The 21790-nt window shown below is 47.0% G+C and carries 15 protein-coding genes; 6 read left to right on the top strand and 9 right to left on the bottom strand.

Translation table 11 applies throughout. The features are described from left to right. Nucleotides 1-3: 3 nt before the first annotated feature. The 6 genes from AAKU61_RS04180 to AAKU61_RS04155 form a co-directional block, all read right to left on the bottom strand. Nucleotides 4-5895, bottom strand: coding sequence for an alpha-2-macroglobulin family protein (locus AAKU61_RS04180; protein WP_354329934.1), 5892 nt, complete (start codon nucleotides 5893-5895; stop codon nucleotides 4-6). 26 nt (nucleotides 5896-5921) lie between these two features. Then, nucleotides 5922-7838 (bottom strand): MFS transporter, encoded by a 1917-nt coding sequence (locus AAKU61_RS04175; RefSeq protein ID WP_354329898.1) that lies wholly within the window; start codon nucleotides 7836-7838, stop codon nucleotides 5922-5924. A 187-nt stretch (nucleotides 7839-8025) separates the two neighbouring features. Then, on the bottom strand, nucleotides 8026-8757 hold the full coding sequence (locus tag AAKU61_RS04170; protein ID WP_354329896.1) for a polysaccharide deacetylase family protein: 732 nt from the start codon (nucleotides 8755-8757) through the stop codon (nucleotides 8026-8028). A 113-nt stretch (nucleotides 8758-8870) separates the two neighbouring features. Continuing rightward, nucleotides 8871-10283 (bottom strand): hypothetical protein, encoded by a 1413-nt coding sequence (locus tag AAKU61_RS04165; protein ID WP_354329894.1) that lies wholly within the window; start codon nucleotides 10281-10283, stop codon nucleotides 8871-8873. Between the two features lie 22 nt (nucleotides 10284-10305). Next, nucleotides 10306-11001, bottom strand: a complete 696-nt coding sequence (lolD, locus tag AAKU61_RS04160; RefSeq protein WP_354329892.1) for a lipoprotein-releasing ABC transporter ATP-binding protein LolD — start codon at nucleotides 10999-11001, stop codon at nucleotides 10306-10308. Further along, the gene (locus AAKU61_RS04155) at nucleotides 10994-12256 is read right to left on the bottom strand and encodes a lipoprotein-releasing ABC transporter permease subunit (RefSeq protein WP_354329932.1); all 1263 of its coding nucleotides are present in this window, start codon (nucleotides 12254-12256) and stop codon (nucleotides 10994-10996) included. Before AAKU61_RS04155 ends, lolD begins: the two co-directional genes overlap by 8 nt. 134 nt (nucleotides 12257-12390) lie before the next feature. On the opposite strand from AAKU61_RS04155, the gene AAKU61_RS04150 reads away from it, so the two are divergent. Together AAKU61_RS04150 and recJ are read left to right on the top strand one after the other, a co-directional pair. Beyond that, entirely contained in the window at nucleotides 12391-13458 is a 1068-nt protein-coding gene (locus tag AAKU61_RS04150; protein WP_354329890.1) for a hypothetical protein, read from the top strand. Between the two features lies 1 nt (nucleotide 13459). Then, the gene (gene recJ / locus AAKU61_RS04145; RefSeq protein ID WP_354329889.1) at nucleotides 13460-15148 is read left to right on the top strand and encodes a single-stranded-DNA-specific exonuclease RecJ; all 1689 of its coding nucleotides are present in this window, start codon (nucleotides 13460-13462) and stop codon (nucleotides 15146-15148) included. A gap of 38 nt (nucleotides 15149-15186) precedes the next feature. Here recJ and AAKU61_RS04140 read toward each other — a convergent pair whose 3' ends face one another. Together AAKU61_RS04140 and AAKU61_RS04135 are read right to left on the bottom strand one after the other, a co-directional pair. Then, nucleotides 15187-15486 (bottom strand): YciI family protein, encoded by a 300-nt coding sequence (locus AAKU61_RS04140; RefSeq protein WP_354329887.1) that lies wholly within the window; start codon nucleotides 15484-15486, stop codon nucleotides 15187-15189. 162 nt (nucleotides 15487-15648) lie between these two features. Then, nucleotides 15649-16554, bottom strand: coding sequence for a LysR family transcriptional regulator (locus tag AAKU61_RS04135; protein WP_354329885.1), 906 nt, complete (start codon nucleotides 16552-16554; stop codon nucleotides 15649-15651). Nucleotides 16555-16706: 152 nt separating this feature from the next. Between AAKU61_RS04135 and AAKU61_RS04130 the strand changes: the two genes are divergently transcribed. The 4 genes from AAKU61_RS04130 to AAKU61_RS04115 all read left to right on the top strand — a co-directional run bounded on the left by AAKU61_RS04130 (nucleotide 16707) and on the right by AAKU61_RS04115 (nucleotide 20932). Beyond that, nucleotides 16707-17285 (top strand): carboxymuconolactone decarboxylase family protein, encoded by a 579-nt coding sequence (locus AAKU61_RS04130; protein ID WP_322119210.1) that lies wholly within the window; start codon nucleotides 16707-16709, stop codon nucleotides 17283-17285. 129 nt (nucleotides 17286-17414) lie between these two features. Beyond that, the gene (locus tag AAKU61_RS04125) at nucleotides 17415-17879 is read left to right on the top strand and encodes a nuclear transport factor 2 family protein (RefSeq protein WP_503012576.1); all 465 of its coding nucleotides are present in this window, start codon (nucleotides 17415-17417) and stop codon (nucleotides 17877-17879) included. A gap of 31 nt (nucleotides 17880-17910) precedes the next feature. Next, on the top strand, nucleotides 17911-18537 hold the full coding sequence (locus tag AAKU61_RS04120) for a pyridoxamine 5'-phosphate oxidase family protein (protein ID WP_354329881.1): 627 nt from the start codon (nucleotides 17911-17913) through the stop codon (nucleotides 18535-18537). Nucleotides 18538-18613: 76 nt separating this feature from the next. Continuing rightward, entirely contained in the window at nucleotides 18614-20932 is a 2319-nt protein-coding gene (locus AAKU61_RS04115; RefSeq protein ID WP_354329879.1) for a YgiQ family radical SAM protein, read from the top strand. A 90-nt stretch (nucleotides 20933-21022) separates the two neighbouring features. Here the strand turns inward: AAKU61_RS04115 and AAKU61_RS04110 are convergent, their stop codons facing one another. Then, entirely contained in the window at nucleotides 21023-21682 is a 660-nt protein-coding gene (locus tag AAKU61_RS04110; protein ID WP_354329877.1) for a DUF4124 domain-containing protein, read from the bottom strand. Between the last annotated feature and the right edge of the window lie 108 nt (nucleotides 21683-21790).

The following is a 21790-nucleotide window of genomic DNA, read 5'->3' as shown; positions in this document are numbered from 1 at the left end:
GCATTACTTGACTGTCATGACAGGATTCGGAATTTCTCCAAACATTTCTGGGGCGTACATGGCCTCAACTCTAGTTTGTGGCAATTTAAATTCGCCAACATTATTTAGGCGAACCGTATAAGTCAGTGAGAATTTTCCTTTAGGCACAAACTCATAATAACCACGGAAAGCTTCAAAGCTGCGCTCTTCATAGGCAAGCCAGGCTGTACTCCAATTACCTGCATTGCTATTATCTACTCCAGTAGTTGCGGCAATTGCAGAGTCACGGCCTAAACCTGAACCCAGCAAACTAGCCCCTGCGGGAATGGGGTCGGAGACGACGACCCAAGTCATATCAGTCTGTGCATCGATTTCTAGGTTAACACGCAGGACGTCACCACGACTGTATTTACCCTTCTCTTTTTGCTCAACTGGTACGATGGTTTTGTTGATTCTATAACCGCTGCTGAATGGCGCTTTTAGGGGAATTGCAGCCAGACTTTGCAATACTACCCATGGTTTACCTTTGCCTTCGTGGCTGAGTTTTAAACCATCTGCCGGAGTTAGCGATTTGGGCGATGGCATCGCAGTAGAAGTATTGGCAGGCCAAGGCAATTGCAAATTACCACCACCAGTTGCTGTTGTAGTGCTAGTTCCAATCACGGGCCAATTAAAACTTTGCACAGCACCTTGCTGCAAGCTTGCTTTGGTTATGCCGGAAACTTTTTCAGTTTCAAACTTATTGGCAAACTTTTCTAATGCTAATGAGCCCCAGACATTGGCCGTAGTCGTCATCCAGCGGCCTCGAGTTTGGCGCTGAATGGCTCCTGTCATCAACTTCGGCATATCATCACGCCATGCAGGATTGTCCAGCATGACTAAAATAAGTCGGGTTGCGTTGCTGTCGCCATTGCTCATTAACCACCACCAATAATCATCGGCCTCAGTAGAGAAACCAAGACGAGTGCCTTGGTAATTCAGCCGTGACCGCAGCACTTGGTCCGCCTCTTTAAGATAGGCCTCACGCTTGGGTAAATTAGCGGTTCTCTGCAAAATTGACAGCCAGTCAATAATGGCGGAGGTTGGCCATAGATTCGGCGCGATTTGAATTGAACCCAGCATCCGAGGCTGCACTTGACCATAACGAGACATTGCCTCTAGCGCGGCGATTTTACGGATATCCAGGTCCTTTTTCGGCGACCAGAAATCGCGTGTTATTTTGCCTTCGACAAACGCACTCAAGCCTTGCAACATCTTGTCGCGACTGGCATCCGGTACAGCAAATCCAGCCTCGTTGGTTGCAGCCAAGATATACGCAGTCAAACTATCGCTGCCATGCCTTTGGCTGCTGTCGCCCGGAGGGTAATAATATGCCAAACCATCGGCGTCCAGATAGCTAGGTAAATCAGCCGTTATCTTTTGCCACATAGCAGCATCACGCAGGCCGATAGCGCGTGATGTCTTTTGCTCAAGACAGGAGTAAGGATATTCGCTGAAATAACGACGTAAGCTCTCGTTACCACCAGCCAGACTAGGGATTAAAGAAATCGCCAGACCACCTCGCCCAGGCAAGCTGTCGGCAGGCTGACTAACCGCCATCGTCATAGGTGCCTCTAACTGGAACAAACTAGCCTGCTGCACCGTAACAGGTACTGCGGCAATCACACGCTGGCTAATCTTCAGTGCATCCTTCACGCCTTGCACTCCTGCTGCTGAGATTTCTTGCGCTTTAATATCCCAAGTCAACTGCTGCCTGTCGGCATTAGAGAAGGAAGATGGACTTAAATTATTGGGCGAAGCTGGCACCACCACATTCCAATTTACCTCTCTCGATTCACCTGCTGGTATTACGATATTTTGCTTGCTCAGCTCGGACGACAAGCCTGCGACATTCGCCATCACTTCGACTTTCATCAACCGAGTCGTTGTATTACGTACCGTTAGCATGGCGACAAATTGATCGCCCTCCCTCACCAATGGCGGCAAGCCAGAAATCAATTGCAAATCCTGACTGGACCGGATACTGACGGAACCGGTACCAAAAAGATCAGCGCCACTTTGCGCAATCGCGACGATCTTAAAGCTGGTTAGTGCATCGTTTAACGGCACGTCAATTTGCACCCGACCGTTTGCATCTAGGATGATAGAGGGCTTCCAGAGTAGTAATGTATCGAATAATTCACGCGTCGATGATTTTCCACCGCCACCGCCCGCTGCAACGGCTTTACGACCGTAATGACGTTTACCTATCACTTGCATTTGTGCAGTCGCGGTCTCGACACCATATCCTCGTCGTTGTAACAAGGCTCCCAAAATATCCCAAGAAGTATTTGGCTGCAGCTCTAACAACGCCTCATCAACGGCGGCCAATGCGACTTCAGCACCGGCGGCAGGTTTGCCATCTGGCCGCATTACCTGCACTGTGATTTTGGAGGTAGTGCGAATTGGATATACCGATTTATCACTAGTTACGGTGACTGCCAGTTGATGTGCGGCAGTGCCAACAGAAATTTCGGCAATTCCATACTTGTAGGCTGGCTTTGCCAGATCGACAGTCGCGCCGGGATTTTGATACTCGCGGAATTCGCTCCACCAGTTCAGTGGCTCTTTCCAACCCCAGGTAAAGAAGGAATACCAAGGAACTTCACGCATCCGTCCACGAACAGCCAACACAGATACGAAAATATTAGGCCCATAGCCAGCCTTGATCGGGACCGTAATACTTGGATCGCGTCCGTTCAATTGCACCACCATTGTATCGATTACACCTTCACGCTCAACCGCAACCAATGCGGTTGCATAACGGAATGGCATACGGATCTGGAACTTAGCGATATCACCGGGCTGATACTGTTTTTTCTCAGGCAAGACGTCCATACGATCTTGATTTTCGCCATCGAACCAAATTTCATTTTGATTAGCGACCCAGACAGAAGTTTTCGCTAACGCGCTCTTGCCGTTGTCGTCTTTTGCGTTGGCAGTGATTTCTACATTGCCGGATTCTTTAATTTCTACATCGCAGAGGAATAAACCACGCGCATCAGATTTGCCAGCGCATAGCTCGCCTAAGTCCTTGGTTGTCTCTGCATTTTCATAGGCATAAAATCCGCCGACCATACGCTTGCGATGTGAATTACTTTGTTTCGATAACCCTGTTAGTGCCACAGCGACGCCCGCTTGCGGTTTGCCATTGGTGTCCAGCGTTACAGTACTTAATGTGACTTTCTTTTTAACTGAGACCCAACCACCGGCTTTAATACCGACAATCACGGCAGAAGGCCATAGAGTCGTCACAGCAGATATAGTCTGTATCTCGCCATTAGGATCGGCGTAGGTCATCTCAGACAATAATTCTTGCGGCTTACTAATCGCGGGTAAATTTTTGATAATCGTTTTACCGCTGCCGTTTTTATCCAGACTTACCGGTAATTTATTGGCAACGATTTTTTGTTCATCATCGGCTTCGTAGCCAGCATTAAACGCATAGCCATCATAGGCGGGGAAACTTAAATTTTTATTTCGCAGCAAACTACTGATCTCTACCGGCAAACCAGAAGCACCGCCGCCATTAAGATAATTTAGCTGCACATCAAGAGCTAATTCTTTCGGTGCAATTTGCGCGGCTTTGGGTGGAGTAATACGCCCCTGTAGTAAAGGCAGACGGAATTCTTCTACCCTAAAGCTACCGCTGTTGTAGGTATTTCGACCGTAGCGGTCTTCACCATCGGATTCGTTATCAGCATCGTTATTAGTGGTGTCATTGCCCGCCTCACTTGTCTTTGATGTTCCCTGATCCAGCACAATATTGTAGGTTCCTAATTTAGCTTGTTTTGGAATCGTAAAAGTTGTTTCAGCCGTATTCTGTCCGCGCCATACCAGCGGAAACTGGAATTCCTGATTGCTTCCTTGGTGGATAATACGAACGCGGGTAGGTAATAAACTTGCTTTCTGAAAACCGAATCCATGCATATTTTCAATACGGATCACATGCTTCATTGAAGCAGTTTCACCCGCTCGGAATAAGCTACGGTCTAGAATAGTGTGTGCTCTGACCGTCGCGACTTTACTCGTATCCGTTGGCAAATTGAAGCGATACGATTCAATACCGCTATTCCAGGACGATAAAGCGAACGCCATATCCTTGCGCCCTTTTTCATCGGTCTTACGAGCACTGACAAAGAATCCATTAATTTTGCCCTTGCTGACGTCCGTGTTGTCTTCGCTGTAGCGACAAGGATTATCCAGTGCTGTCGGTATCATTGCGATACCGTTTGCGTTACTAACGCCGCGCCAAACTTCTTTACCTGTGCAGTCAGATACACGGATATCTGCATTGCCTACAGGCTTAGCCGAGTCTAAACTCGTTACCCAGACTGCGCCGTTTTCACGACCTAATTTAATGTGTACTGCCATATTGGTGACCAACGCACTGGTACGCACAAACATCGGAGCAGGCTTGCCCAACAAGGCACTACCCAGTTTTTGAGATTCCAGTTCCAGCACATAAAAACCCGGATCTTTGAGTGGAATACCAATCACCTCAAATGGCCTGGATGCAATGGCTGCTGTATCTTTGTCTTCTGGCGAGCTAGGCAAATCGAGTTTTCGCACGCCGGCTTCTTTAACTAGCAAACCAATACTGCGAGTTTCTACAGACTTGTTTGCAACCTGAATACTGCTTTCATGATAACGGTTAAGTCGTTGTATCCAATTGATGATACCTGCATCATCATCGACTTTTAAGTTCGCAAGCGTGCCCGGTGACTGCTTACCGTCGGCACTGCGGGCAATCAGATTTTTTTCTACGTTACGCAAGGTGACTGGCAAGGTTGCATCCGCGTTCAGTTCAACAATACCAAACGGAGCAGCAGGAAATTTTGCCAGCGGTGGATAATCAGCGGTAGAAAACTTCAGAGGAAATTGTGCAGCGTTGCCTAAACTACGACCACTATCGTCTTGTAATTTACCCGGCAACTCCAGTGTGTATTCTGTCTTTTCGGCGAACGGTGGGGCGAACTCAACCCGTTGTACGGTTTCTTCTTTTTCATCACGTTTAAACGTCGGCTTACTACTACCTTTTGCAGTTTTTAAAACGATCTGTTCTGCGAGTTTCCGACTAATTGGCGTATTAAAATTTAATGCTACTGCCTGTATCGGCGTGCATGCAGCTTTGGCGTTCTCGCGCTCGCAGGTAAAGCTAGCAGTAAATGCCTGACGTGCTTTAAATTTATACGATTGCACCTGACTATTTAGCACACCTGATGGCGTCACAATTCCCTTATCCCAGACCAGACGCACAGCCGCCGCATTAGGAAAACGCTGCTGACATTGCACAATACTGATACGGCTAGCGGTATTCTCGTCGGTTGAGCTGTATTGTTTTAGTAATTCAGTACGGGCAGCACCTTCAATAAACCGTACCGGAACCCGCTCATGCACACCTTCAATTTCGCAATAAGTGTGCTGCAAAATACTGGCGCTGGTGGCTACACCATTCTGAAACAGAATAAATGCCTGCTCCTCATCAATAGACTCGCCTTGATAAGGGCGAACACTGACGATTGCCGGACCGCCAGTGGAGAATTGGAAAGTGCTTTTACCTGTGATCGCCGCGCCGGTAACTGTCTTAAAATTAGCTTTTAACTGAGCGCTGCATAGCGTACCCGGCGGCAAGTCAGCGGTAAAATCGTAGACCCAGTTTTTATCATCTGCCCATCGACCTGAGCCTGCTTGGATACATTTAATATCCAAAGGAGCAGCCGCTTTGGGGTCTCCAAAGGCAATCACTGCTTCAGAAAATGTGGCTCTGATCTGTCGAACCTGAGCCACTTCACCTTGAGGTGAAAATCGAGTAATGCTGGCACCATTCGCTTCGATAATGTTGAGGATAGAACCAAGAAAAAATACACATAACATTATCACGCGATGCAGAACAGTCATTTTTATCTCCATTCACCGCGTAAAGATTGCACTTTATCTTGCAATAATTGTGGTGTTACTTCTGATGCTTGCAAAGCCTCGCCCACTGCAAGTTCTAGATGTGAGAAAGGACCACGGCTGAAAGAACGCTCAAACGGGTTGCCTTTATCTCTCGACAAAAAGCTACCCCAGAGACCACGCAGCGCCATTGGGAATACAGGTACTGGAGAGCGTTCTAGTATTTTCATAATACCGCCCTTAAACTCATTCATATCACCAGTAGTCGTCAATTTACCTTCTGGGAAAATACAAACCAGTTCACCTTCATGTAAGGCTTTAGCGATATCAATATAAGCTTTCTCCATGAGCAATTGATCTTCTTTAGCAGGTGCAATCGGAATGGCTTTTGCCGTTTTAAAAACCCAGGACAAAAATGGAATCTTGAAAATCCGGTGATCCATTACAAAACGAATCGGTCGCGGGCTGGAGGCCATAATCACGATGGCATCCATATAACTAACATGATTACAAACTAAAACTGCTGCGCCCTCAACCGGAATACGATTAGTATTTACTCCCTTAACGCGATGAATAGTGTGGATCAGTAACCATGCGATAAACCGCATTAAAAATTCAGGTACCAAACTAAAAATATACAAGGCCACAACCGCATTCAAAATCGCTGTTGCCATAAAAATTTGTGGGATAGTAAATCCCCGGCTCAGCATTAAAGTCGCACTCAATGCAGCCACCACCATGAACAAAGCATTCATGATATTCATACCTGCGATGGTACGGGATAAATGTTTTGGATCGCATCGGGTTTGTATCAGCGCGAATAACGGCACGATGTATAGACCACCGAACAAGCCGATCATCACGATATCAAATACGATACGCAAGCTTCCAACTTGATGAAAAAATCCCATTGCGTCAATTGCCGGTGCCACAGCACCTGCATTAATTGCAGTCAAGGCGTGTGTATAAGCGACGCTAGACAAATACAAATCAAAGCCAAATACAGATAAGCCAATTGCACCAAACGGCACCAAGCCAATCTCCACTTTATGACCAGACAAACGTTCACATAAAAGCGAGCCGGCACCAATTCCAAATGAGAAAATAGTTAGTAGTAAAACGAATACGCTATGATCGCCATGCAAATAATCTTTGGCATACAAAGGGAACTGCGCCAAAATTATGGCGCCATAAAACCAAAACCAAGAATTACCCAGCAACGATAAAAATACGGGGCGATTCTGCTTGGTAAACCGGATATTACGGACAGTCTCTGTTGCAGCATTCCAATTGATTTTTAACTCAGGCTCCGGCGCTGGGGAATTAGGAATCCGCAGACTAGTCAGCCAGCCAATGATGGCGATCACGATGGTACCGCCAGCAACTAGTTGTATTCCCCAAGGTTTATGTACGACCAGCATCGCACCCAGAACTTCGCCCAATAAAATACCGACAAACGTACCCATCTCAATCACACCATTACCACCGACCAGTTCCTCGGATTTAAGGTGCTGTGGCAAGTACGCATATTTCACCGGACCGAAAAGGGTTGAGTGAATCCCCATACCGGCAACAGCGGCTATTAATAACCACAAGGTATGCGTCATCCAGCCCGTTGCTGCAATACACATGATTACAATTTCTAGCAATTTGACTTTGCGGGCTAATCCCGCTTTTTCAAATTTATCTGCTAACTGGCCAGATGTTGCTGAAAACAAGACAAACGGCAAAATAAACAGCCCCGGGATCAAATTATTCAACAAGCCGATATCGAGCTTAGTCCAAGACAAAGCGTCATAAGTCAATATCGTCAGCAAGGCGGTTTTAAACACGTTGTCATTGAATGCACCCAGGAATTGCGTCCAGAAGAATGGGGCAAAACGACGCTGCGTGAGCAGGGCAAACTGGCTTTGTTGGCTCATGGGCGAATAGTCCGATTAAATGTAACTGGAGAAGTAAAGATGAATACGCTCAGAGTGACCGAGACGGAAAGCAAAGAACGAGAATTAAAACGAGATATCAAAAATATCTATGACGATCAAAACAGATTTAACACAATTATAATTTAGACATGCAAAACAAACTCAACATTTGTGTGTTTTAATTAATTTATTGCTGAAAAAAGAGAATCGCATCACGAACTGGCAATATTTTGCATCCAGCATTTTTTGCTTCGGTTAAGGCGTAACGCAATTGTGCTGGTGATGTACCCCAAGGGCCGGGCTCATCATCTACTTCATGCGAGTAAAAAATCAGCCATCCACCATGTTGAGCCGTTTGCTGTATTAGCTCTTTAATTAATTCAAGACTAGTTTTTTGTTCGTAAAGTGCTTGTGCTCGCAAGGCAGCTAAATCAGCGCGTCCAATCTGGGTGCCGCCACCGGTAATCCTGTTATAAGCAAAACGACGAGACGCTAAACGTTTACTAGCTAAATCATAAGCGCCAAATGGGAACGCAAAGCCACTATTATTGATATCGTTTTCTTTAAAGAAATCCTGATTTTTCTCCCAATCCTGATTTAACTCTGTAGCACCATAAAGAGTGCAATTAGTATGCGAAAAAGTGTGGCAAGCAATCTCATGACCATCAGCATCTAGCGCTTGTAATTCTGCGACGCTATGGCAGGTACGTCCTTGCTCCTGACCATCAGTAAGACCACCACAGACATAAAAACTACCGCGAGCGTCAAACTCTTCCAGCAATGCTTTGCCGATAGTACAAGCGCTGGCAGGTACGTCATCAAAAGAGAAACTGACTATACCCTGCCCCTGCTTTAATGGCATCCAGGCACAACTAATATAGTTAGATAAACGACGACTGATTTTATCGAAAAGCTTCATTGATGATCTTACCCAGAGTTATTTATGCAGTTTATTTGATTTCAACGATGACAGTTCTCATCAAACAATATTCATCAAGATTTGGACTTGCGAAAATTTGTCCAAAATATTTATTATCGTAATGCATCGGTATTATTCAGTGAATGCTGATACCGCGACAATCCCATTTTAGCGGTGCTACCAGGTAAATTTTCATAGCTATATTCAAGACCTATCATAATCACGCCCTGTTTTAGTCCGGATAAATTGGCGTCTCTCTCCACTTTTTCATAAAAACTATCTAACATTAATCGAACACCACGCTGCAATTGATAATTGATACCGAAGCCAGCGCGAGTCAGCTTTTCTTTACGAGAAACTGAGTCTTGAATTTCGGCCAATCTTGGGACTAATTTTTGATCACTATTTTGCGCTAATCCCATCAAATGAAATTGCGTTTTATCCGACATATTCCATTGCGCATCCAGGCGTAAGCCTTTTGTGACGACATATAAAATAGAAGGATCAACGATGGCAAACGGACGATCAAAAATTTGTGCGTCTAAACGTAATTTGGGTGAATAGAAATACGTCCCACGCACCAGAGTTGATACCAAATTGGTATTTAAATCACTAAGACTATCGTAACGTCGCCGTATCAGGCCTAAATGCGTGCTGACGACCGTCTTAACGCTGTACTTCCACTCGGCCTCAATATAGGTTTCGGTTTCTCGATAACGCTGATCGAGATCAGCAATTTGCTGTGGATTACGATTGGGATAATCGGTATCAGAAAACCGGACTCCAAGCTCTAAGTTTGATCCGGTTGGCGAGTAATACTTTAGACCAGCCTGCTGTCCATTTTGGTGAAAATTATATAGCTGATTGACGTCCAGATCGTAATGCAAGTTAGAGCGATCCAACTTCACAGGAACGGACAATTCATCCGTAATTTTTAGTGTAAGTTCAGCACCGGTTTGAGAAAAATGAGAAATGTCTTTTGCCGTCAACGAGCCATTAATATATTGAAATAAGCGATCTTCTTTTCCAGCGGTAACGCGCCCCGTAAGAATATTACCAATCGCGTATTCAAAGCTAGCGTCACCCGCTTTTTCCTGATGATCCAGGTCTTGATAAGTTTGATATTGTCGCGTACCCAAACTGCCGGTCAAAATCAAACGTGTCCTGTCTGACAGGATGGGAATAATCGCCCCGGCTCGTACATCCAGTGCTTTGACTTTATCTGAAGTACTGGTGTTGCCATTTTGCACCGCGGCTGCATCACCATCGTAAAAACGTAAAGGATTACTATCGCTGGTCAATGATGTTGCTAACTGCAAAGCTAATTCGGTGGTAGCAAAAGCTGGTGCAGTCAATAAAGAGGCAGACAAGACTGCGCCTAGCAACAAAGGCGAGGAATGAGATGTACGCTCAAGCAATTTGAGGTCACTTAATTTACGCCCAGCTAATTTACGTCCAACCAAGACATGGCCAAAACTATGCTCAGTTTTTTGTAAATAAAGTAAAAGCTGCGCAGTCAAATTCATCACATTGGTCACATCAATCCCATCAAGCGGGCAGCAATCCGTTTTCTGATAAACGCAATACTCGATCGCAGCGTTTCGCCAACTCAGCATCATGCGTTACGATTACAAACGCCGTACCTAAAGTGCGCGATAGCTCCAGCATTAATTCAAATATTTGTTGCGCAGTCGCCCTATCTAAATTGCCAGTGGGTTCATCCGCTAATACGCAGGCTGGCTGTGTCACTAAAGCCCGCGCCAAAGCAACGCGTTGCCGCTCACCGCCAGACAATTCACCGGGTACGTGGCTGACACGATGATCCAAACCAACTCGCGCTAAAATTGCCCGCGCAGTTGCCTGAGCCTCATTGCGATTAACCCGACGTATCAGCAAAGGCATTGCCACATTATCTAAGGCAGAAAACTCAGGTAATAAATGATGGAACTGATACACAAAACCTAAAGCAGCGTTACGTAAATCGCCTCTGGTGGTTTCGTTTAAGGTTGCGAAATCTTTACCTTGTAAAGTAACGCTACCCGTCGTCGGTGCATCTAAGCCACCCAACAAATGCAACAAGGTTGATTTACCAGAACCAGATGCACCAATGATGGCAACCCGCTCTCCCTTATTCACTTTAAAATCAATATTACCAAGTACTTTGACTGAGTAAGTACCTTGAGTAAAAGTCTTCCCTAAGCCGCTGCAAGATAGAACTAATTGGTCAGTAATATGATTATTCATAGCGCAATGCCTCCGCTGGTTTAACGCGGGCACCACGCCAGCTTGGGTAAATCGTTGCAACAAAAGCTAATACGACTGCAACACTGCCAATGGTCCAAACATCTTTCCATTGCAAATCAGAAGGCAAAGTGCTGATCACATACACTTCTTTGGACAAAAACTGTACACCTAAAACATGCTCAATAAACGGCACAATAATATCGATATTTAATGCGACTACTATGCCAGAGCCGACACCGATCGCGGTGCCCAGTAAGCCAACCAGAGCACCTTGGATCATAAAAATTTTCATGATCGACCAAGGGGACGCACCCAAGGTGCGCAGAATCGCGATATCCGCTTGCTTGTCTGTCACCGTCATCACCAAGGTTGATACTAGATTGAAGGCTGCTACTGCGATGATTAGCGTCAAAATAATAAACATCATAGTTTTTTCTGTTTTTACCGCAGCAAAATAATTACGATTTTGTTGCGACCAGTCGCGTATATACAAATCACCAGACAATGTTTTTGATAACTCCACTGCGACTTGCGGCGCTTTCAACATATCGACAATACGCAGGCGTAAACCCGACGGTGCCGATAGCCGGAAAAACTTCTCAGCATCCTCCATCTGAATAAATGCCATGCCAGAGTCGTATTCAAAATGTCCTGCTTCAAAAATACCGACCACGGTAAAGACTTTAAGACGCGGCACCATGCCGGCTGGCGTAATCTGGCCTTCCGGCGCTCCGGCTAACGTGACTTTTTCACCGACTTGCACATGCAAGCTGCGAGCCAGTTCAATCCCTAGCACAATGCCAAAACCGCCCGGTTTCAAATCAGTAAATTTGCCGTACTTCATTTTGCTTGTAACGTCAGATACCTTTGGCTCTTCTTCTGGCAATACGCCACGTAACACCACGCCGCGCATTACATCGCCGCCAATAATCATGGCTTGTGCATCGACATAAGGCGCAGTCCCTGTGACCGAGGGATTTTTTTGCGCTTGCAGTGCAGTAGTCTTCCAATCTGGCAAAGTACCAGTGGCATCAAACACTTCAATATGCGCCAACACCGACAACATACGGTCGCGCACTTCTTTTTGGAAGCCATTCATCACAGATAACACAACAATTAATGCTGCGACACCTAAGGCAATGCCGGCCATAGAAATCATTGAAATAAACGAGATAAAACTGTTACGGCCACTACGTCGTCCAGCGCGGGTATAACGCAGGCCGACCAGCCATTCAAAAGGGTAATTTTTCACTATAGAACTTGATCCAGAATAGATAATTTAATTAGGGCTTACACAAAATTGTCGCGCTAAGGAGTTTTGACGGCGATTTTGCATAGTCTTAAAAGTAATATTTTTAGTCAGCGAGCATCTTGCCATACAATGTCGTTATGAGCTATTTAGAAATGATACTGCCGTTTGCCATCCCTCCCGCCCCGCTTGCCAAAGACCTGCTACGCGAGCTACGTGTACCAGCATTGAGCTGCTTAATTGGCAAAGCTAAACCCGACACTCCCCATCACTTTGAAGACTTTGCAAGACAATTACCGCATGAATCCTTGCTTGCAGGGCATTTTAGCCCTGGGGGCGGCAGAGTCATTGGACCTCCTTTTTCAAACTCTGTAGGTTTAGAATCAGCCATCAAGAGCAGTCCCGCTAATACGCACAACAAAATGCAAGCGCTTGGCGTTCAGCCGATGGCGACTGATGTGACCGGTACGACCGCAGTTTGGTTCACGCTGCAACCTGTTCATATCCATATTGCACGCGACCATCTGGTACTTACAGACCAACGCCGCTTGACATTGACGGAGCCTGAGTCGCGCGCCCTGTTTGCCGAGGCAAAAATCATTTGTGACGAACTGGGCAAAACTTTAGTGTATGGCGACGCACTTCACTGGTTTTTACGCGCCGATGATTGGCAAGGCCTGCAAACAGCCACGCCAGATGCGGCTTGCGGCCACAATATCGATATCTGGATGCCCAAAGGTGAGCAAGCACGCCCATGGCGCAAGCTTCAAAATGAAATCCAGATGCAATGGTTTAGTCACACCATCAACCAAGAACGAGAGATGCAAGGTTTAAAGCCAGTCAACTCAGTTTGGCTGTCCGGCGGTAGCACGCAATTAATGGACATGCCGGATATCCAAAAAGTGACTGAATTTCAACAAATCGATCTGGCGTCAAAACGCCCCGTTTTAATCGATGCGCTGCTAGAGCCTGCACTGAATAACGACTGGGCAAGCTGGCTGGAGCGCATGCAGTTGCTGGAGGAGCACTGCTTTGCACCTGCACTGGCAGCTTTACGCGACCAACAAATTAACCAACTCAATCTGATCGTCACCGATGCCAACACGCTGGTGCAATTTAGTTTAACGCCCTGGTCGCTCCGTCAATTCTGGCGCAAACCGACATTGCATCCTTTATTCTCGCTACCAGCGCAAGAAACATCCAACTAACATGACACGTATCAGCACCCGCCCTTATTCTTTCCGTGATTCAGAAATGCTGCGCCAAAGCGGCATCCATCCGGTATTGGCGCGCTTATATGCCGCGCGTGGCGTGAAAGACGTCGCCGAATTACGTAGCGAATTACCGCAATTGATCGCACCGACTCAATTGCTGCATGTTCAGCAAGCGGCGGTGTATTTAGCCGACGCAATCGCCGCTGGCAAAAAAATGTGTATCGTCGCCGACTACGATTGTGACGGGGCAACGGCCTGTGCAGTGGGCTTGCGCGGCCTGCGCATGATGGGTGCAACGGTCGATTACATCGTGCCGGATAGGCAAATCCACGGTTATGGATTAACGCCGGAAATCGTCGCATTAACGCAGCAAGAAAAATCGCCAGATATTATTGTCACCGTCGATAACGGCATTGCCAGTATCGACGGTGTCGCTGCTGCCAACGCCCTGGGTATGGCGGTGGTCGTGACCGATCATCATCTTCCAGCAGATACCCTGCCAGACGCTGCGGTGATTGTGAATCCCAACCAGCCGGGCTGCGGCTTCCCGAGCAAAAATCTGGCTGGTGTTGGCGTGATGTTTTATACCTTGCTGGCCTTGCGTGCAGAGTTACGCCAGCGTGGCGTGTTTGATCAGCAGCAGCAACCCAAGCTTGATACCTTACTGGATCTGGTCGCCTTAGGCACAGTCGCCGACGTCGTCAAGCTAGATGCGAATAACCGTATTCTGGTCGCGCAAGGAATCAAACGCATGCGTGCAGGTCGCATGCATGCGGGCATAGCCGCCCTGTTCCGCGTTGCAGGACGAGAACCGCATCAGGCCAGTCCGTTCGATCTGGGTTTTGCCTTGGGTCCCAGAATCAACGCAGCGGGTCGCTTGTCCGACATGTCGCTGGGCATAGAGTGTTTAACGACCGATGACGAAGGTCGCGCCTGGCAAATTGCGCAAGAACTCAATTCCATCAATGCCGATCGCAAAGATATCGAGCGTGAGATGCAGGATGTGGCCTTGCTGCATCTGGATGATTTTCAACCCGCCGCCAGCAATACCATCACCGTATTTGACGAGAGCTGGCACCAAGGCGTGATCGGGATTGTCGCCTCTCGCCTCAAAGATAAATTCTATCGCCCAACGATTACTTTCGCGCCCGGCGATGAGGGTTTGATCAAAGGGTCTGGCCGCTCCATCCCCGGCTTCCATATGCGCGATGCGCTGGATCTGGTGTCTAAACATGCACCAGACCTGATTTTAAAATTCGGCGGACATGCGATGGCAGCGGGGTTGACATTGAAGGCAGAAAACTTTCCTGCCTTTCAAGCAGCCTTTGAAGCCGTAGCGCAGAGCTGGCTGCAAGCCGATCAGTTAGAGCGGATTATCGAAACCGATGGTCCTTTAGAGGATGCGTATTTCAGCACGGACTTTATTAGCCTGATGGATGGACAGGTCTGGGGCCAAGGCTTTGCGCCACCGATATTTTGTGATGGCTTCAAGCTGATTTCACAACGGATTCTGAAAGAACGCCACCTGAAAATGGAACTGGAAAAAAATGGCAAACGCTACGATGCCATCTGGTTTGGTCACACTGATCATCTGCCAGAGCGTGTGAATGTTGCCTTCAGGCTGGATGCCAATACCTATAACGGCGTGACGCGGGTGCAATTGCTGGTGGAGCATGTCGAGTAAGGTGAAGGTGAAGCTAAACCAAAGCTAAATCAACTACGCTAAATCAAGCTCTGTCGCTCAGGGAAAGCTTTTGACCAGTACAGAATCTCAACACTGGCGCGAAGACCATTGATCCAAAAAGGATCAGTCAATATCAGCTCCTCAATCTCGGCTTTGCTTTCCGCTTCGACAATCCACAAGCCGCCCAGCGCCGCATCGCCGGGCTGATGACGCAATGAACCGCCAACCAAGATACGCTCTTTGTGCTGATCCAGCCAAGCAATATGCGCCCGGAGATACTGCTGGCGCACAGCCAGACTGCCTTGTTTATCTAAAAAATATACGGCAAAAAGCGTCATATTACTTCCAGTAAATTTAAGATACTTTATAACCTGGTATTGAATATACTCCTATCCAGTAAAATAAAGTCGTCCAATCAATCATTGGACAATGAAGCATATTTTATAAAAATAAAGGGGAGTATATTCAATATTCAATTAAAAATGCCTGACGCACCGATTTTATATTGCATCAGATAACCGGTTTTTTAAATACGCTGATCCAAAATCAAGGAAGGCTCTCAGCTTTAAAGGCAGTATGCCTTGGCCCGCATGTACGAGATTAACCGGTCTGTCGGGCGACTCAAACGATTTAAGCACAATTTCCAACAAAGCCTGGCGTTTGGCCGCTGCGATCTGGTAAGACAAGACTCGCGTTACTCCAACACCCGCAACCGCGGCATCAATTGCCGCTTCTGCCGTATTGACGATCAGGCGCGAATGGATTGGCACGGTAATCTCGGACTTCCCCTGCAAAAATCGCCAGCTATGCGGGGATGTCAACACATCATACGAAACACAATCGTGCTGAGCCAGTTGCTCTGGCGTCGTCGGCTTGCCTCGCTGCACAAAGTACTCTGGACTAGCGCAAACCACCGTCCTCACTGCACCAACGGGAATAGCGATCAAATCGCTGTCAGGCAATGCACCGATGCGCAACGCCACATCGATGTGGTCTTCCAATAAGTGGACATTGCGATCTGACAGCGTCAGACGCACGTCAATATCCGGATATTTTTTCAAAAATTCGACCACCATAGGTAACACATGCAAACGTCCAAAAACAACGGGTGCGGTAATCACCAGCTCGCCTTTGGGCATCGTATATTCGCCCGCGGCAATGCGTTCTGCCTGGGCTACCTCTTCCAGAATACGCCGGCAAGCGGCAACATACGACTGCCCTGCCTCAGTCAATGCCAATTGCCGAGTAGAACGCAATAGCAGACGTATTTTTAAATGCGCCTCCAGCTCACCTACTTTGCGACTAACCGTTGCCAGCGGCATAGCAAGACGACGTGCAGCACCAGAAAAACTGCCTGCATCAACCACCGCGATCAAAATCGCCATCGAATCTAATCGATCTGTCATCCACATCTCCACAGGCATGTTCTTTTCGAACGACTTTTAAAAATCTCAAAAATTGAGATAGTTATTCCTAAATTTACCAGATTATCTTATTTAATGAAACTTGCTACAGTTCTCTTGGTCAACTCGACAAACTAATTTAAAAGGAAATCATCATGTCACTCATCCCAACTCCAGCGACGATTGAGGCAGCTCCGGCGGCGTCTCAGGCACTATTACATGCAGTTCAAAAACAACTTGGTGTCGTACCAAATTTATTCCGCTTGGTATCGAACAGCCCTATCGCTCTGGAGGCGTATCTGGGTCTGTCCGGGACGTTGGCTAAAGGTAACATTCCAGCACCGACTCGTGAGCGTATCGCACTTGCCATTGCAGAAATCAACGGCTGCGATTACTGCTTATCTGCCCATACTTACTTGGCAAAAAATCTCGCTAAATTGGATGACGAAGAAATCACTGCTAATCGCCATGCTAACTCCAGCGATGCCAAAGCTGATGCGGCATTAAAATTTGCAACAGCGGTAGCAAAAGAACGGGGTCACATCAGCGAAGCCGATTTTCAAGCCATTAAAGCTGCAGGTTATGACGACGCTCAAATGATAGAAATCGTGCTGCACGTTGCACTCAATACCTGGACCAATTACATGAACTCGGTTGCTAAAACGGATATTGATTTTCCGGTAGTGCACGCCTTGAATTCAGCCTTGAATTCGGCCACGTATTCAGTCGCATAAATTGTAGTAAGTTCGTGTTTGCAGCTCGATGATGTTGATCATCACTACCTGGTCAAACTCAAACTAAAGCTAAAATTGAGCTAGCAAGCAGAACCATCGATACCGATCATTCCTATGGAGAATTACATCATGAGTCGTCCGCCACTTCCGCCCTTCACAAAAGAAACTGCCATTCAAAAAGTACGTATGGCCGAGGACGCCTGGAACACGCGCGAACCGGCGCGTATCGCCCTTGCCTATACCGCGGATAGCCAATGGCGAAACCGATCAGAATTTTTGCAAGGTCGAGATGCAATTGAGATGTTCTTGACACGTAAATGGCAGCGGGAACTGGACTACCGGTTGATCAAAGAACTCTGGGCGCATAGCGAAAACCGAATTGCCGTTCGCTTTGCTTACGAGTGGCACGACGAAAATAATCAATGGTTCAGAAGCTATGGTAACGAGAACTGGCAATTTGATGAATTTGGTCTGATGGCGTTGCGCATTGCCAGCATCAACGACTTAGCGATTGAAGAAAAAGAGAGAAAATTTCATTGGACATCAGGACGTCGCCCTGATGATCACCCCTCGTTGAGTGTATTAGGTCTTTAGTCAATCCGCCTCTGCTCTAAAGGAGCGCGTAATGAATAATAGTATTAAGCATGTGAGCGATATCGTTTTCACACCGGCGGTCAAGGCACTGCAAAGCCGCATGGGGTCGCGCTCGGCATATGCCAGAATGGAAAACGGATCAGGTTGGCAGTCGATAATTACCAAGGAGCTGAAATTTTTTATTGAGGCGCAAGTTAGTATTTTTTTGGCAACCGCAAATGCAGAAGGTCAACCATATATTCAACATCGCGGTGGCCCTGCGGGTTTTTTACGGGTGCTGGATGAGCACACGATTGCGTTTGCTGACTTTGCGGGAAACAGGCAGTTTATTAGCCAAGGCAATCTAAGCGAAAACGCCAAAGCTCAGTTGTTTTTGATCGATTACGCACAACAGCAAAGGGTAAAAATATGGGGAGAAGCGACAGTGATCGAAGAAGATCCAGCGCTTTTGTCGACATTGATGCCGGATGACTATAAGGCACGAGCCGAGAGGGTGATGATGTTTAAGGTAACTGCATGGGATGCAAATTGCCATCAACATATTCCTGTCCGCTACGAAGCAGCGTATGTGGATGCGGAAATTGAACGACGTGATCAACGCATTCGTCAGCTTGAAAAAGAAATCCGGCAATTACAGCCCGATCAAAATCACATATAGAAAAAACGTAACAAAATCATCAACTTAAAGATATTCAGCGCAACGTATTCTTAGGTTTTCAGGTACAATCGCACGCATGAAAACCGCGCCAAAAAACCTCTTCTCCTTCCCTCGCTTCCGCCCTGATGTTGGCGGAGCCAAGGCTGCTCCTTTTTTACCGATGTCACGTGCCGAAATGGATACGCTGGGTTGGGATAGTTGTGACGTTATTTTGGTGACCGGTGACGCATACATTGATCACCCAAGTTTTGGCATGGCATTAGTGGGTCGCTTGTTGGAACAGCAGGGATTTCGCGTTGGGATTATCAGCCAGCCGGATTGGCATTCTGCCGATGATTTCCGTGTACTAGGCAAGCCTAATTTATATTTTGGGATTACTGCGGGCAACATGGATTCGATGGTGAATCGCTATACGGCAGATCGCAAAATTCGTTCTGAAGATGCCTACACACCAGATGGCGATTCCACCAAACGGCCAGACCGCGCAGTGGTTGTGTATTCACAGCGCGTGCGTGAAGCTTTTCCCGGTGTGAATGTCGTGATTGGCAGTATTGAGGCGAGTTTGCGCCGGATTGCCCATTACGATTATTGGTCCGATAAAGTAAAACGGTCTGTTTTGCCTGACTCTAAAGCGGACATTCTGTTGTTTGGCAATGCCGAGCGCGCGCTAGTAGATTTAACCCATCGTCTTGCTGCGGGTGAATCGATTAAAGAAATTCGTGATTTACGTGGTACTGCATTTATGGTGCCGCGCGGCTGGTTGCCATCAGATGACTGGACTGAAATCAATTCCACCCGTATCGATACACCCGGCAAAGTCGAGCCGCATCCTGACCCGTATTACATGGCGCCTGAAAACGCCTCTTCATGCGAAACCAAAATTGCAGATAAAACTGCAGAACAAGCCGTACCCAAGGACGTCGTTCAACAGCAAGCGATACGCATCATGAGTCGTGAAGAACGACAAGCGATGCTGAGGGAAAAATTGCACAAAACCGCAATCCGTTTGCCATCGTATGAATCAGTGTCAGAAGATCCTGTGATGTATGCACATGCCTCCCGCGTCTTCCATCTGGAAGCCAATCCGGGCAATGCAAAATCCTTAATCCAGGGACATGGCGAACGTGATGTCTGGCTTAATCCGCCACCGCTGCCACTGGCAATGGATGAGATGGATGGCGTATTTGACCGTGCCTATGCACGTGCCCCTCATCCTAGTTATGGCAAGGCGCGCATTCCTGCATGGGAGATGATCCGTTTCTCCATCAACATCATGCGCGGTTGTTTTGGTGGCTGTACTTTCTGTTCGATTACAGAGCATGAAGGCCGGATTATACAAAGTCGCTCCGAGCCCTCTATCTTGCGTGAAATTGAAGAAATCCGCGATAAGACTAAGGGCTTCACCGGAACGATTTCTGACATGGGTGGACCAACTGCCAATATGTATCGCTTAGCCTGCAAAGATAAAACGATAGAAGAATCCTGTCGTCGTTTATCTTGCGTGTACCCGGGCATTTGCAGCAATCTGGGAACCGATCACAGCAAACTGATTTCACTTTATCGCAAAGCGCGAGCTGTCCCTGGCATCAAGAAAGTGTTGATCAGTTCGGGTCTGCGCTACGACTTGGCAGTGCGTTCGCCAGAGTACGTCAAAGAATTGGTCACGCACCATGTCGGCGGCTTGCTAAAAATCGCGCCAGAGCATACCGAAGCGAATACTTTATCCAAAATGATGAAGCCCGGGATTGGTGCTTATGACGAATTTAAGGCGATGTTCCAAAAATATTCAAAAGAAGCAGGCAAAGAACAATATCTGATCCCCTATTTCATCGCGGCACATCCTGGCACCACCGATGAAGATATGGTCAACCTCGCGTTGTGGCTGAAGAAAAACGACTTTAAGCTCGATCAGGTTCAGACCTTTATGCCAACGCCGATGGCGCTTGCGACGACGATGTATCACACCCGTAAAAATCCACTGAAAAAAGTGGACGAAAACTCGGAAATTGTGGAAACCGCTCGCTCAGGTAAAGTACGTAAATTCCATAAAGCACTCTTACGCTACCAAGCGCCAGAGAATTGGGAAATTGTGAAAGAAGGCTTACTACGCATGGGACGTGGCGACCTGATTGGCAGTAGCGACAGACATCTGATACCGCCACGTGCACCGGTGGTGCCAATTAAGGATGTCGGCGTCAGCAATGGCCGCCGTATCGCAGCACCAAAAATGAATACCTTTGGTAAAAAACCAGCTGCAGTAGCACGAGGGGTGACTGACAAAATAACTGCCTCAAAAAACAGCATTAATACTATCAGTACATCGTCAGCGCGCCCGGCATTGGCATTTCGCTCTGCCAAAACTAAGCCGGCTGCGGCTAAGGCCGGACGTAAGTAAAAACATCGGAATAAATACGTCGCACAGAATGAAAGAAGCCCCTTCAGTCTTAGCTGAAAGGGCTTCGCTCCGAACGTCTATCAAGACAAACTAGCTTGATGATTTCCCACCGCCTTTACGCTTCTGAACAATCTCGCGATACCGTTTTAAAATCTCATCAAACTGGGTATTGATACGAGTACGCTCCGCCTCATATTCCGCTACTGTAGACTGTGCATTTTTACTAGCCAAAGATAATTGACCAGAACGTCTTTGTAAATCTACATTTTGTTCAGTCGATTTTTTAGCATTACGTTGCTGCTCGCTCTGAAATTCAGCCTGCATGACAGCGATAGCTTTAATCTGATCATTACCAGCGCGAATTTTTTCTTTAACGAATTCAAGTGATCTTTGTCTAGCCAATTCAATATCGCTCTCACTTTTATAATTTGCCAAGAGATGTTGATCTTCTCTTTTCTGCTGCTCCTCTAGCAACATTTCAGATTTTTGTTTTTCTTGTTCTTCATCCGCCTTGCGCCGCTCTTCTGGCGTCAGAGGCGCCGGAATCTCGCGTGGATTTTGGCCAAGCGTTTTTCTTACAAACATGGAGCGATTTGCGCACTCGGGTATAGGACGATCAGATGTGAGCAAATGCCCCGCCGCGTCTTTGCACGTATATATCTCTGCGTGCACGCTTGAAAAAACAAGCCCGCTAGTAACCGCTAGGATGATAGTAAAAATTGTTTTCATCTTTTTGGTCTGCGTTCCCAAGCAATCATCCTTAATAGGCTTCAAAATATCTCACAAACTGATACGCATGACTAAATTATTTTTGCGACACATGGACTGATTTACAACAAATCTCATCATAAGTTTGAA

The organism is Undibacterium sp. GrIS 1.2, assembly GCF_040544435.1.
GTDB lineage: Bacteria > Pseudomonadota > Gammaproteobacteria > Burkholderiales > Burkholderiaceae_D > Undibacterium.
The sequence above is the reverse complement of the archived record's forward strand: the minus strand, read 5'-3'. Positions and strand labels throughout refer to the sequence as shown.

Coding starts and splice junctions, on each gene's coding strand:
- AAKU61_RS04180 (WP_354329934.1), bottom strand. CDS start 5,895: ATGTTATGTGTATTTTTTCTTGGTTCTATCCTCAACATTATCGAAGCG.
- AAKU61_RS04175 (WP_354329898.1), bottom strand. CDS start 7,838: ATGAGCCAACAAAGCCAGTTTGCCCTGCTCACGCAGCGTCGTTTTGCC.
- AAKU61_RS04170 (WP_354329896.1), bottom strand. CDS start 8,757: ATGAAGCTTTTCGATAAAATCAGTCGTCGTTTATCTAACTATATTAGT.
- AAKU61_RS04165 (WP_354329894.1), bottom strand. CDS start 10,283: ATGAATTTGACTGCGCAGCTTTTACTTTATTTACAAAAAACTGAGCAT.
- lolD (WP_354329892.1), bottom strand. CDS start 11,001: ATGAATAATCATATTACTGACCAATTAGTTCTATCTTGCAGCGGCTTA.
- AAKU61_RS04150 (WP_354329890.1), top strand. CDS start 12,391: ATGAGCTATTTAGAAATGATACTGCCGTTTGCCATCCCTCCCGCCCCG.
- recJ (WP_354329889.1), top strand. CDS start 13,460: ATGACACGTATCAGCACCCGCCCTTATTCTTTCCGTGATTCAGAAATG.
- AAKU61_RS04140 (WP_354329887.1), bottom strand. CDS start 15,486: ATGACGCTTTTTGCCGTATATTTTTTAGATAAACAAGGCAGTCTGGCT.
- AAKU61_RS04135 (WP_354329885.1), bottom strand. CDS start 16,554: ATGACAGATCGATTAGATTCGATGGCGATTTTGATCGCGGTGGTTGAT.
- AAKU61_RS04130 (WP_322119210.1), top strand. CDS start 16,707: ATGTCACTCATCCCAACTCCAGCGACGATTGAGGCAGCTCCGGCGGCG.
- AAKU61_RS04125 (WP_503012576.1), top strand. CDS start 17,415: ATGAGTCGTCCGCCACTTCCGCCCTTCACAAAAGAAACTGCCATTCAA.
- AAKU61_RS04120 (WP_354329881.1), top strand. CDS start 17,911: ATGAATAATAGTATTAAGCATGTGAGCGATATCGTTTTCACACCGGCG.
- AAKU61_RS04115 (WP_354329879.1), top strand. CDS start 18,614: ATGAAAACCGCGCCAAAAAACCTCTTCTCCTTCCCTCGCTTCCGCCCT.